The organism is Shewanella sp. JNE2 (assembly GCF_023159115.1).
In the GTDB taxonomy this organism is placed as follows: domain Bacteria; phylum Pseudomonadota; class Gammaproteobacteria; order Enterobacterales; family Shewanellaceae; genus Shewanella; species Shewanella putrefaciens.
In genome coordinates, this window is record NZ_CP096169.1 from 3250914 (window position 1) to 3264037 (window position 13124).

The window sequence follows — 13124 nt, forward strand, 5'->3', positions numbered from 1 at the left end:
ATGTCAGCTTAGCTATCATGTTAGGTTGACGATAATGTTAGCTAACACACCAGACTAGCCCTTGCAGACAGATAAAGGCAAATACACCCGCTAAGACATCGTCAATCATAATGCCAAAGCCACCATGAACTTTGGCATCGAGCCATCGAATAGGCCAAGGTTTGATGATGTCGAAAAAGCGAAATAGACCAAAGCCGACTAACAACCAACCCCAACCTGCTGGTGCCGCTATCATAGTGATCAGTAGCCCAACCACTTCATCCCACACAATCGCACCGTGATCGTGTACCCCCATATCTTGAGCGGCTTGACCACAAATGTAAATGCCTGCCAAAGCACCGAATACAGTCAAACCTAAATACCACCCCAAAGGCAGCGGTGCTAAGAGCAAATATAAAGGGATTGCGGCTAAAGTACCAAAAGTACCCGGCGCCTTTGCGGCGAGTCCGCTACCGAAACCGAGTGCCAAAAAGTGGACAGGATTTTTTAATGACAGGCGCGTTAGCACCTGATCCTTTGACAACCATTTCATTAACATGCTCTTCGCTTAAAAGTGCTCGAAACCGTGATACGGCGGCGTAAACGGCTCACCATTGCGTTGCAACTTGAGTTTACTGCCCGCACAAATCTGGCCAACACGGACAAACTTTGTCCCCGCATGACTCAAGGCGGTCTCAAGCGCGCCCTTTTGGGACTCAGGAACCGTAAACAGCAGTTCATAATCTTCGCCACCGGTCAGCGCATAACCTAAGGCATGCTCCTCACTAACGGTATCTTGCATCGCACGGGACAGAGGAATATTAGCCACATCGACAATGGCTCCCACACCAGAAGCCTTAAGAATATGGCCTATATCCGAGATAAACCCGTCGGAAAGGTCGATAGCACTGGAGGCCAGCGAACGCAAAGCTTGGCCCGCTAAAACTCTTGGTGTTGGACGATAATGGCGATTAATCAGGAATTCTTTATGCTCAGCTCTGGCCTGCTGCACGCCGCGGATAATATCTAGCCCTAAAGCCGAATCTCCGAGTGTGCCCGTAACATAGATCCAATCTCCCACTTTGGCACCATGGCGCGTGAGTGCCTTACCCTGTGGGACTTGGCCGTGCACTGTGATGTTAATCGCCCGTGGACCACGAGTCGTATCACCACCAATTAAGGCGATGCCATAGTACTCAGCGGCTTCAAACAAGCCTTCACTAAAACCACTCAGCCAAGTTTCATCCACTTCGGGTAGCGTTAAGGCAAGCGTCATCCACGCGGGTTCAGCGCCCATGGCTGCCAGATCAGATAAATTTACCGCTAAGGCTTTGTAACCTAAGGCTGCAGGAGGCATATCGGGGAAGAAGTGGACATTTTCGACTAAGGTGTCACAGGAGATAGCAATCGACTTGTTTTCTGCAGGTTGCACTAAAGCGCAATCGTCACCGATGCCAAGCTTCACATCACGGCGAGTAGGGCCGCGGTTGCTAAAATAACATTCAATTAATTGGAATTCTTTCACTGTACAGTTTGGCACGACTTACATCGGCCACCTTTGTTAGCAATGAAAAACGGTATCCTAAGATACCGTTTGTCTTTATTACTTGCGTGCAACCAGTTTATCGAGCAGTCCGTTCACAAACTTATGACTCTCGTCCGCACCGAAAGCTTTTGCCAACTCAATCGCCTCGTTAATAGCGACCTTGTAGGGCACATCTTTACGGAAAGTCAGCTCATAGGTCGCTAAACGTACTATGGCTTTCTCAACAGGAGACACTTCATCAATCGGGCGCTCCAGATGCGGGATGATCAGCTCATCCAACTGGGTTTTCTTCGTTGCAACGCCTGAAAATAGCTCACGAAAATAAGCTACATCAACACCGTCGAGACTCTGCTCAGTTAAAAACTCATGCTCGACATCGGCAATATTATTCCCGCTTAGTTGCCATGAATAGATGGCTTGAACGGCTAAACGGCGGGCCTTGCGGCGCTCAGAAGGCTTCATTATTTTTCCTACTATTACAACTGTTGTTCAAGTTCTTGCAGAACATTGACCATTTCAAGCAGGCTTAAAGCAGCTTCGCCGCCTTTATTACCCGCTTTGGTACCTGAACGTTCAATAGCTTGTTCTATGGTATCTGTGGTCAACACACCGAAGGCAACAGGCAGATCAAATTCTAAAGCAACTTGAGCTAGACCTTTATTACATTCGCCTGCAACAAAATCAAAATGAGGAGTACCACCACGGATCACCGCACCTAATGCGATAATACCGTCGAATTTACCACTGGCAGCAACGCGACGCGCAGCTAGCGGCAACTCAACCGCACCTGGTACACGGACAACAGTGATATTGTCGTCGCTGACTTGGCCAAAACGTTTCAGCGTGTCAAGTGCACCTTCAAGCAAGCTCTCAACTAAAAAGCTGTTGAAACGCGAAATTACAATCGCAACTTTGGCATTTTTCGCTTCGATATTACCTTGAACTATGTTCATTATCTTACCTAAATTTTGCTAAAGCACCCAGCTCGGGGCGAAAAGTGGCGACATGATATCACAGCCAATTGCCCAGAGCCCTATGCAAATTATCAGAAATTGTTAATTTTACTTCAGTGTCACTTTGGGGTTTCAGTCCGCCACATACTCAGTCACTTCAAGGCCAAAGCCTGAAAGTGAATGGTAGCGTTTAGGCGAGCTGAGCAGACGCATCTTAGTCACGCCAAGGCTAGCGAGGATTTGCGAACCCACACCCACACGGCGCGACGTCCCCTGCCATTTTGCAGAAGCAGGCGCTTGGCCTTGATCTTCGGCTTCAAAGGCTTTCACCTTAGAAAGGATTTCACAGGGATGCTCTTGATTCCCGAGTAAAACCAATACACCACCTTCTGCAGAAATACGCTCCATCGCCTTTTCGAGTGGCCAGCTGCGTTGCTGATCGCGCTCTGAGTGGAGTAAATCGTTGAAGGTGTTTTGCAAATGCACGCGCACCAAACAATCTTCTTTCACCTCTCCTTTGACTAAGGCGAAATGCAGTTGATTGTCGATTGTGTCTCTAAAAGTCACCATATCGAACTCACCGAAACGGGTCGGTAGTTTGCATTTAGCTTCACGCACAACCGTGGTTTCTTTGGTATTGCGATACTCGATTAAAGCCGCGATAGTGCCGATTTTGATGCCATGCAACTCGGAGAAAATCTCTAAATCTGGGCGACGTGCCATAGTGCCGTCTTCGTTTAAAATTTCAACGATAACGCCCGATGGCTCAAGTCCCGCAAGACGGGCTAAATCACAACCCGCTTCAGTGTGGCCTGCGCGGGTTAATACGCCGCCGTCCTGTGACATTAACGGAAAGATATGCCCAGGTTGCACTAAATCAGCCGCTTTAGCGTCTTTAGCCACGGCCGTTTTTACCGTCACAGCGCGATCGTGGGCCGAAATACCAGTTGTCACACCTTCAGCCGCTTCAATAGAAACCGTAAAGTTAGTCGAGAACTGAGCGTTATTATTCGTCACCATTAAAGGCAGATTTAACTGCTGGCAACGGGCTTTAGTCATGGTCTGGCAAATGAGTCCACGGCCATATTTGGCCATAAAGTTAATCGCTTCTGGCGTGACCATTTCGGCCGCCATGATCAAATCACCTTCGTTTTCTCTGTCTTCGTCATCCATCAAAATAACCATTTTGCCTTGACGAATATCTTCGATGATCTCTTCTATACTGTGCAGCGCCATTGTAGGACCTTTATAATGTGACTTGTTATGAAATTTTATCTCTTAGCAAAACGATTGCCAGTGCACTAACGCACAAACCCGGCACGGGCTAACATTTCCATGGTGACGCCACCGCTCTTGCTGTCTTTGCCATCATAATTCATTAAGCGTTCAAGATAACGGGCGATTAAATCTACTTCGATATTCACCTTATCGCCCGCTTGCAGGTCGATTAAGGTGGTTTCACCTGCGGTATGGGGCACTATGGTCAAGCGGAATCGACTGCCATCCACTTCGTTCACCGTCAGACTCACGCCGTCAATGGTAATGGAACCTTTGTGGGCTATGTAACGCCCAAGCTCTGCGGGTGCGGCTAACCAAAACTCGATGGCTTGACCACGCACTAAGCGTTGCTCAACCGTTGCGATACCGTCCACATGGCCGCTGACCATATGGCCACCTAAACGCGTGGTGGGAGTAACGGCCTTTTCAAGATTCACTTTAGTGCCCACTTTATAGTTGGCAAACCCGGTTAGACTCACTGTTTCGGCTGAAACATCAGCCACATAACCGTCGGCTAGTTGCTGCACAACCGTTAAGCATACGCCATTGGTGGCAATACTGTCGCCTAAACGCACATCGGTTAAATCCAGTTTGCCGCTCACCACGGTAAGACGAATATCATCGCCTTTACGCTCCAGTTTGCGAAGGGTGCCAACGGCTTCAATAATCCCAGTAAACATGGTCAACTCACTTAATTAAATAAAGAAGTATCAAGCTTAACGCTCAAGGTTAAACGGGTATCAGGCCCTAATTTGCGCTCATCGACCAACGTGAGTGCAGGAATGTGTGCCATGGTTTGATAATCGGGCAGTTGCAGCAGATTACGACCATGCCCACCGAGGATTTTCATCGCTTGGTATAGCACTAACTCATCGGCAAGCCCCTCGGCTAAAAAAGCGCCCGCTAAGGTTGCCCCCGCTTCCACCAGCACGTGATTACAGCTTTGGCCTAAATAGCTTAATAGTTCAGGAAGCGAGACGCGACCTTCAATTGCAGGTAACAGGAGGCAACTCACATGGGAGGGCAATTGTGCTTGAAACTCTGCGGGATAAGCCACGGTCGAGACCAAGAGTATCGGCGATACAATAGCCAAACATGCAGCAGATAACGGCAAACGGGCGCGACTGTCGAGTATGACTCTTAATGGCTGAAGTAATTGCGCCTCGGTTACCCTGTCTTTTAAGCTACCAAGCTCTTGATAACGCACATTGAGTGAGGGGTCGTCCGCCAATATGGTTTCAATTCCCGTGACCAACGCGCAGGAACGTAAGCGTAAGCGCTGCACGTCACGGCGGGATTCTGGGCCAGTTATCCATTTAGACACACCATTAGACAGCGCAGTTTTTCCATCAAGACTCGCGGCTAATTTTACCGTAACTCTGGGTAAACCTGATTCCATCCGCTTCATAAAGCCTAAATTTAAGGCATAGGCTTCATCGCGATGTAATCCCACATCCACTTCAATGCCGGCGTCACGCAGCATTTGAATACCGCGCCCCCCCACTTGCGGATTTGGATCTTCTACCGCCACCACCACACGTTTAACGCCAATATTGATCAGCGACAAGGCGCAGGGCGGTGTGCGACCATAATGACTGCATGGTTCTAAGGTGACATAGGCTGTTGCGCCGCGGGCGCGTTCACCAGCCATACGTAGCGCATGCACTTCGGCGTGGGGTTCACCCGCTTTTTGATGATAACCTTCACCGATGATTTGGTTATCTTTAACGATAACGCAGCCCACACTAGGATTGGGCCGAGTGGTATAAAAGCCTTTGCGTGCCAATTGAATCGCGCGGCTCATCATTTGAATATCGAGTGCGGACCAAGTTATGTTCAAGCTCATGTTCAACCCTGTTGTTAAAGGTTTCGGCTTTCACCTGTCTTATAAATCTGTTTTTTTACGTCTGCGACAACTGCACGTCTACCTTCTAAGGCGACAAAAGCTGAATAACTACTTTTGCAGTTTGGCGATGGCTTCGCCAAATTCAGACACGTCTTCGAAGGCGCGGTATACGGAAGCAAAACGTATATAGGCAACTTTATCGAGGTTCATCAATTGTTCCATCATCAAGTTACCCACCATTTCTGACGGCACTTCCCGCTCGCCCGTGGCGCGCAGAGTGGACTTGATTTTGCTGAGCGCTTGCTCGATTTCATCCATAGACACAGGACGTTTTTCAACGGCGCGCAACATTCCACTTTGGAGTTTTTCTTCATCGAAGGGTTGGCGTGAACCATCACGCTTAATCACTCGAGGCATGACCAACTCAGCGCCTTCAAAAGTGGTAAATCTTTCATGGCATTCGGTGCATTCTCGGCGACGGCGCACTTGATGGCCTTCTGCCACTAATCGGGAATCGATGACTTTAGTATCTGTCGCGCTGCAAAATGGACAATGCATTGAGCCTCCTGCCAGTCAATGGAATAAAGCCTGAGCTTTACGGTGCAATCTTGCATAAATCTGCTCGATTTAAGTCTAAGATTTTAGCAATAAAAATGGCCGCAAGATGCGGCCATGGGATTTTATCCTATTTATGGGCTGAGGTTAACCATCTGATGGTGGTTAGACTCAGCACCACAAAAAGGAGACTATTTACAAATTAACCGTAAACAGGGAAACGTGCGCACAGTGCCAATACTTGGCCCTTCACTCGCTCAATCACTGCAGGGTTGTGAGCATCATCGAGAATGTCACAGATCCAGCCAGTTAATTGTTTTGCTTCCGCTTCTTTAAAGCCGCGGCGTGTAATGGCTGGCGTACCGATACGCACACCTGAGGTCACAAAGGGTGAACGAGGATCATTTGGCACTGAATTTTTGTTCACGGTAATGTTGGCGCTACCTAAGGCAGCATCGGCTTCTTTACCCGTTAAGTCACGACCAATCAGGTCAACTAGCATTAAGTGGTTGCTGGTTCCGCCAGAGACGATTTTGTAACCGCGCTCAAGGAATACTTCAACCATAGCTTTAGCATTGTTAACCACTTGCTGTTGGTACACTTTAAATTCTGGCTCTAGGGCTTCTTTGAACGCCACCGCTTTACCGGCGATAACGTGCATCAATGGACCACCTTGACCACCAGGGAATACAGCAGAGTTGAGCTTTTTATATAGCTCTTCATCATCGGCAGCAGATAGGATCACACCACCACGAGGACCGGCTAAGGTTTTATGGGTCGTTGACGTCACAACGTGCGCGTGTGGTACTGGGTTTGGATAAACGCCCGCGGCGATAAGACCGGCAACGTGTGCCATGTCTACAAATAAATAAGCACCGATTTTATCTGCGATTTCACGCATTTTTGCCCAATCAACGATACCTGAATAGGCAGAGAAACCGCCGATCATCATCTTAGGCTTATGTTCTATGGCAATACGTTCCATCTCGTCGTAGTCGATTTTGCCAGACTCGTCGATACCGTAAGGAATGATGTTGTACAGTTTGCCAGAGAAGTTAACCGGTGAACCGTGGGTCAAGTGACCACCGTGAGCTAAGTTCATGCCCAGTACGGTATCGCCAGGTTTTAACAATGCCATGTAAACAGCGCTGTTTGCCTGTGAACCTGAATGAGGTTGTACGTTAGCGTAAGTTGCGCCAAACAGTTGTTTAGCACGTTCAATCGCTAAGGTTTCAACTACGTCCACATACTCACAACCACCGTAGTAACGCTTGCCAGGATAGCCTTCAGCGTACTTATTGGTTAACTGTGAACCTTGCGCTTCCATCACGCGTGGACTGGTGTAGTTTTCAGAAGCAATCAGCTCAATATGCTCTTCTTGACGCAGAGTTTCATTCTGAATTGCGTTAAACAGTTCCGGATCATAATCTGCGATATTCATATCTTTTTTCAGCATTGCTTACTCCAGCTGCCAATTCTTATAGGTAGGGTTGCGCGGTATTCTACTCGGATCGTGACCACAATCCCAGTATTTGAAACATGAAATTCCTGCAGATAGTGCTTGAACTTGGCTCATTGTCGAGTTGAGTTCGGCGCGCAATCGAGTAGAATTAGCCGCATCATTAGTCACTTAAGATAGAGAAAAATGGCTCAGTTTGTTTACAGCATGCTGCGAGTGGGTAAAGTTGTTCCACCTAAGAAGCAGATCCTTAAAGATATTTCTTTAAGCTTTTTCCCCGGTGCCAAAATTGGCGTATTAGGCCTCAACGGTTCAGGTAAATCCACCCTACTGCGCATTATGGCGGGTATCGACACCGAAATTGAAGGTGAAGCGCGCCCAATGCCGGGCCTCAAGATTGGTTACCTGCCGCAAGAGCCTAAACTCGATCCGACACAAACCGTGCGTGAAGCGATTGAAGAAGCGGTTTCTGAAGCCAAAAACGCCTTAAAACGCTTAGACGAAGTTTATGCTGCCTACGCAGAACCCGATGCAGACTTCGATGCCCTTGCCAAAGAACAAGGCGAACTCGAAGCCATTATTCAAGCCCAAGATGCCCATAACTTAGAGCATATCCTTGAGCGTGCTGCTAACGCCCTGCGTCTGCCAGATTGGGATGAGAAAATCGAAGTGTTATCGGGTGGTGAACGTCGCCGCGTGGCGATTTGTCGCTTGCTGCTTGAAAAGCCAGAAATGCTACTCCTCGACGAACCCACCAACCACTTGGATGCTGAGTCCGTGGCATGGCTTGAGCACTTCCTGCAGGAATATGCCGGTACTGTGGTCGCGATCACCCACGACAGATACTTCCTCGACAATGCTGCTGGCTGGATTTTAGAACTCGACCGCGGTGAAGGTATCCCATGGGAAGGTAACTATTCTTCATGGCTTGAGCAAAAAGACGCCCGTCTGAAGCAAGAATCTGCCGCAGAAAGCGCCCGTCAAAAAACCATTGCGAAAGAATTAGAATGGGTGCGCCAAGGCGCTAAAGGCCGTCAGTCTAAGGGCAAAGCCCGTATGGCGCGCTTTGAAGAACTGAACACTAACGATTACCAAAAACGCAACGAAACCAACGAGCTGTTTATTCCGCCCGGACCGCGTTTAGGTGACAAAGTTATTGAAGTGAATAACCTGACTAAGTCCTATGGTGACCGCGTCCTTATTGATAATCTGTCGTTTTCTGTACCTAAGGGCGCTATCGTCGGCATTATCGGTGCCAACGGTGCGGGTAAATCGACTCTGTTCCGCATGTTATCGGGCGCTGAAACGCCTGACAGCGGCACGATTGAACTGGGTGAAACTGTACAACTGGCCTCGGTTGAGCAGTTCCGCGATTCGATGAATGATAAGAACACTATCTGGCAAGAAATTTCAGGTGGCCAAGACATCATGCGCATCAACAACATGGAAATTCCGAGCCGCGCCTATGTGGGCCGCTTTAACTTCCGTGGTGCGGATCAGCAAAAAATTATCGGCACACTATCGGGCGGTGAGCGTAACCGCGTGCATTTAGCCAAACTGCTGCAAGCGGGCGGTAACGTCTTGTTACTCGACGAACCGACCAACGACTTAGACGTTGAAACCTTGCGCGCATTGGAAGAAGCGATTCTGGAATTCCCAGGTTGCGCTATGGTGATTTCGCATGACCGTTGGTTCCTCGACCGTATCGCGACCCACATTCTGGATTATCGTGACGAAGGCCAAGTGAACTTCTACGAAGGTAACTACACAGAATACTCGGCATGGCTGAAAAACACCTATGGCGCCGATGTGGTTGAGCCACACCGCTTGAAATACAAGCGCATGATTAAATAAAAGGTTCTAGGTTCTAGGTTCTAGGTTCTAGGTTCTACAAGCCTACAAATGGAGTTTAACTCGAAAAGGTTAAGCTCCTTTTTATTCCATTCAATATTCCATTCAATTTAGGGCGTGAATTTTATCGCTATTTCAAACTGGCACTATTTCAATTCAAGCTGGCAAAGTAGGCCACCAGCATATCCATCATCACTCTTAAGGCGGGCTGCATATGTTTGCGGGATTGATACACACCATACACACCGAGGGACTGAGGTTTAAACTCAGTTAATAAAGGCACTAACTGACCCGAGTCTAAATAGGGTTTCGCCGCCCATAGCGGTTGCATCGCAATCCCCTCGCCCGCCAGCGTGGCATTAAGCACCACCATAGAATCATTGGCGCTAAAATTACCATTCACAGGCACATTAAACGCCTGCCCTTGGTTTAACTTAGGATCGGAGTTCAGCGTTTGAACCTGTTTCGCCCCTACATCGGTTTGATAAAAGCGCCACATCACATCGCCAAAATAGGAATAGGTTAAACAGTTATGCTGAGTTAAATCTTCGGGATGCAGCACGGCGGCGCGCGCGGCAAGATAACTCGGTGCGGCGCACACCACAGACTCACATTCACCCAAGCGCCTCGCGATAAGATTAGGGTCAAGCTCATTAGTGATACGAATAGCCAAATCAATTCGCTCAGCAACCAGATCGACGGTTTGGCTGCTCACGTGGAAATTCACGCTCGCCTGCGGATAACTGGCTAAATATTGGCGCACTACAGGCGCTAAAATCTGATGTGCCATAAATTGTGAGCAGCTAATGCGAAGCAATCCCCGCGGGATCGTCACACCAGCATGACTGACCGCCGGTACTTCGTTAGCCAGTTCGAGCAGCCGATGGCAATAATCCAGCACTTGCTCACCCGCAGGCGTTAAACTGAGGCTACGCGTCGAGCGATGCAACAACCTAGCACCAGACCAGTCTTCCATTTCGCTCAAATAACGGGTCACCATAGAGCGTGACATGTCTAAAGCATTAGCGGCGCTGATCATGCTGCCGCGCTCAACAATAGTCACAAACACCTTAGCCGCTTCGAGTCTGTCCATTACCTATCTCCACTCACTTTCAATCACTCAAAGACTCATTTATAGACTCAAGAACGCACGGTAATTCGTCCGATTGATGCAACAAACATGGGCATTTTAACGCATTTATCTAGTGGTTTTTGCAACCTATACTTTACTCACTTTTGCAACAACTGCAAATCAACGACTTAAATCTTGAATATAAGTGAGCCACAAATGAACACATCGACCTATGCAATACGCAACACAGTTAACGCCACATTGAAGGCCTCATCTAACATCAGCCTAGCTGCCACTTTGCTGCTGGCGGGGCTCAGTGCAGTCAATGCTGCGCCATTGCAAGTGAGCCATTTTAATCCGGGCGAAAATAGCATCTTTGCCGTGTCATCAAGCTTTATCAGCGGCGAACACGAAATGATGTTAGTCGATGCGCAATTTCAAAATAACGATGCCCAAACATTGGTTGATACCATTAAGGCCAGCGGTAAAAAACTGACTCAGGTGTATATCAGCCATAGCGATCCTGACTTTTATTTCGGTTTAGCCGTGATTAAAAAGAATTTCCCCGATGCAGAAATTGTCGCCACTCAAACCACTGTCGATGCCATTAAAGCCTCAATGGAGGGCAAGCTCGCTTACTGGGGACCGATTTTAAAAGACAATGCACCAAAGGAATTAGTGTTACCTAAGGCGATTCACAGTGACACTTTCACTATCGACGGTGAGCAAGTGATTATCAAAGGTTTTAATGATAAACACCCTAAACACACTTTCCTGTGGGTGCCATCGGCAAAAACCATTACAGGTGGCGTAGAAGTATTTGATAACACGCATGTTTGGATGGCTGACACTCAAACTGCCTCTGAGCGTCAAGAATGGCTAGCCCATTTAGATGCAATGGAAAAACTGTTGCCGACTACCGTTATCCCAGGGCACTACTTAGGCGAAGCGCGATTTGATACCCGCGCCATTGGTTTTACCCGTGAATATGTGAAAGCCTTTGAAGTCGCAGTAAAAGCCTCGAAAGATTCAGCCGAATTAATCCAAAAGATGCTGGCGCTATACCCACAAATGCCAGCCGATGCAGGGCTTGAGATCAGCGCCAAAGTTTACATGGGCGAAATGACCTGGCCTATGTAAGCCCAACACACTTTGTAGATCATTTTGTAGATACAGGCACGTAAGTAACTGCGTGCCTCTTACACTGTACCAACCTAACAATTTTAATCGATGATTTTAAAAGGCTTTTAGTAACTAACTTAAGTGCTATTTAAGCCCCAAAAGGTTTAACACTATGACTCACCCAACGGCTCATTTAGCAAATTCAACCAACAGCACTCCAAAAACCAAAACGCGCACTCTGCACGCCATTATCGACCCTTTATGTGGTTGGTGTTATGCGGCAGCGCCACTACTTGATGCTGCAGCAAAAGCAGGGTTTACCATTAAGCTCCACGGCGGCGGTATGCTCACGGGCCCAAGACGCAAACAAATCGATGCTAACTGGCGCGACTATGTTATGCCCCACGATTTGCGTATTGCTGAGCTAACCGGCCAGCCTTTTGGCGAAAACTACTTTAATGGTTTGCTGCGCGATACAACAATCCTACTCGACTCGGCGCCGCCCATTAAAGCCATGCTGGCAGTCGATGCTATGGGCGGCGACAGTTTGGCCTATCTACACTCAGTACAACTGGCCCATTACCGTGATGGCCACAGTGCTAGTGATAAAGGCAATCTCACAAGATTAGCCACAGTGCAGGGATTTAGCCCCAACGCCTTCGCAGCACAATATGCGCAAGCTGAAGGCAAACTCGATAAGCATATAGTCGAATCACGGGCGCTGCTCAACCAGATAGGTGCCCAAGGCTTTCCTTCGATAGCGATAGAGGCTGATAACGGCAAAATAATCGCCATTAATATCAACCGCTTTTATGGCAAACCCGCCCAGTGGTTAAGCTACCTTAAAGATCAATTTGGTGATCAAAATGAATAACCCTGATACGGCAATAACCACGCAAACCCAAAAGCATATGATTGAAAAACAGGACTCACAGGCACATTTAACCACTGAAGCCATATTATTAAGGCAAACCGAGGATAATCTCGCCATCGTAAAAAGTACCTACGAAGGACAAAATTCAGCCGAAAACGCCCGTAATCTGAAACAAGCGTTGGCGGAAGATGCGCGCTGGACTGAGGCGGCTGGGTTTCCCTATGCAGGTACTTACATAGGTTTTAGCGATATAGCCAACAATGTATTTGATAGACTAGGAAGCGAATGGGATAACTATCGCGTCATTATTGAAGACTATGTCGCTCAAGGAAATAAAGTATTTGCCTACGGTACTTATAGCGGTCGTTATGTAAAAACGGGCAAAACCTTTAGCGCACGAGTTGCTCATCTTTGGCAATTACATCAAGGTAAAATCATCAGCTTTGAACAGTTTGTGGATAGCCAATCCGTTATCAATGCCATGCAATAATAGAACAAACATCATATAACAAGGCAAGCTCATATCATAAGCTTGCCTTGTAACTTGCTACCTAAAACACCTTAACCGTATTATTCAGTTTTTCAATAT

General features: G+C 47.9%; 14 protein-coding genes. 4 read left to right on the forward strand and 10 right to left on the reverse strand.

Annotated elements, in window-relative coordinates:
* Positions 1 to 37 precede the first annotated feature (37 nt).
* From MZ182_RS14560 to glyA, 9 genes are all read right to left on the reverse strand, one after another.
* Positions 38 to 532 carry a phosphatidylglycerophosphatase A gene (locus tag MZ182_RS14560; protein ID WP_041420578.1) on the reverse strand — a complete coding sequence of 165 codons (495 nt, stop codon included), beginning with the start codon at positions 530 to 532 and terminating at the stop codon, positions 38 to 40.
* 15 nt (positions 533 to 547) lie between these two features.
* Positions 548 to 1504, reverse strand: coding sequence for a thiamine-phosphate kinase (thiL, locus tag MZ182_RS14565; protein ID WP_041420579.1), 957 nt, complete (start codon positions 1502 to 1504; stop codon positions 548 to 550).
* 78 nt (positions 1505 to 1582) lie between these two features.
* Positions 1583 to 1987: a transcription antitermination factor NusB gene (gene nusB / locus MZ182_RS14570; protein WP_006082638.1), complete on the reverse strand. Its 405-nt coding sequence runs from the start codon at positions 1985 to 1987 to the stop codon at positions 1583 to 1585.
* A gap of 14 nt (positions 1988 to 2001) precedes the next feature.
* On the reverse strand, positions 2002 to 2478 hold the full coding sequence (gene ribE / locus MZ182_RS14575; protein ID WP_007646164.1) for a 6,7-dimethyl-8-ribityllumazine synthase: 477 nt from the start codon (positions 2476 to 2478) through the stop codon (positions 2002 to 2004).
* A 132-nt stretch (positions 2479 to 2610) separates the two neighbouring features.
* Positions 2611 to 3714, reverse strand: a complete 1104-nt coding sequence (ribBA, locus tag MZ182_RS14580) for a bifunctional 3,4-dihydroxy-2-butanone-4-phosphate synthase/GTP cyclohydrolase II (RefSeq protein ID WP_248065773.1) — start codon at positions 3712 to 3714, stop codon at positions 2611 to 2613.
* 65 nt (positions 3715 to 3779) lie between these two features.
* On the reverse strand, positions 3780 to 4436 hold the full coding sequence (locus MZ182_RS14585) for a riboflavin synthase (protein ID WP_248065772.1): 657 nt from the start codon (positions 4434 to 4436) through the stop codon (positions 3780 to 3782).
* Positions 4437 to 4447: 11 nt separating this feature from the next.
* Positions 4448 to 5602 (reverse strand): bifunctional diaminohydroxyphosphoribosylaminopyrimidine deaminase/5-amino-6-(5-phosphoribosylamino)uracil reductase RibD, encoded by a 1155-nt coding sequence (gene ribD, locus MZ182_RS14590; protein ID WP_248065771.1) that lies wholly within the window; start codon positions 5600 to 5602, stop codon positions 4448 to 4450.
* Between the two features lie 108 nt (positions 5603 to 5710).
* On the reverse strand, positions 5711 to 6160 hold the full coding sequence (gene nrdR / locus MZ182_RS14595) for a transcriptional regulator NrdR (protein ID WP_011788584.1): 450 nt from the start codon (positions 6158 to 6160) through the stop codon (positions 5711 to 5713).
* 199 nt (positions 6161 to 6359) lie between these two features.
* Positions 6360 to 7613: a serine hydroxymethyltransferase gene (gene glyA, locus MZ182_RS14600; RefSeq protein ID WP_011919713.1), complete on the reverse strand. Its 1254-nt coding sequence runs from the start codon at positions 7611 to 7613 to the stop codon at positions 6360 to 6362.
* 189 nt (positions 7614 to 7802) lie between these two features.
* Here glyA and ettA point away from each other — a divergent pair, with 189 nt between their 5' ends.
* On the forward strand, positions 7803 to 9470 hold the full coding sequence (ettA, locus tag MZ182_RS14605; RefSeq protein WP_011788582.1) for an energy-dependent translational throttle protein EttA: 1668 nt from the start codon (positions 7803 to 7805) through the stop codon (positions 9468 to 9470).
* A 148-nt stretch (positions 9471 to 9618) separates the two neighbouring features.
* On the opposite strand, the gene MZ182_RS14610 is transcribed toward ettA, so the two are convergent.
* Complete coding sequence (locus MZ182_RS14610) at positions 9619 to 10560, reverse strand: LysR family transcriptional regulator (protein ID WP_248065770.1); 942 nt, start codon at positions 10558 to 10560, stop codon at positions 9619 to 9621.
* Positions 10561 to 10755: 195 nt separating this feature from the next.
* Between MZ182_RS14610 and MZ182_RS14615 the strand changes: the two genes are divergently transcribed.
* The 3 genes from MZ182_RS14615 to MZ182_RS14625 all read left to right on the forward strand — a co-directional run bounded on the left by MZ182_RS14615 (position 10756) and on the right by MZ182_RS14625 (position 13025).
* On the forward strand, positions 10756 to 11679 hold the full coding sequence (locus MZ182_RS14615) for an MBL fold metallo-hydrolase (RefSeq protein WP_248065769.1): 924 nt from the start codon (positions 10756 to 10758) through the stop codon (positions 11677 to 11679).
* A 154-nt stretch (positions 11680 to 11833) separates the two neighbouring features.
* Positions 11834 to 12535, forward strand: coding sequence for a DsbA family protein (locus MZ182_RS14620; RefSeq protein ID WP_248065768.1), 702 nt, complete (start codon positions 11834 to 11836; stop codon positions 12533 to 12535).
* On the forward strand, positions 12528 to 13025 hold the full coding sequence (locus MZ182_RS14625; RefSeq protein WP_248065767.1) for a nuclear transport factor 2 family protein: 498 nt from the start codon (positions 12528 to 12530) through the stop codon (positions 13023 to 13025). Before MZ182_RS14620 ends, MZ182_RS14625 begins: the two co-directional genes overlap by 8 nt.
* Positions 13026 to 13124: the final 99 nt, after the last annotated feature.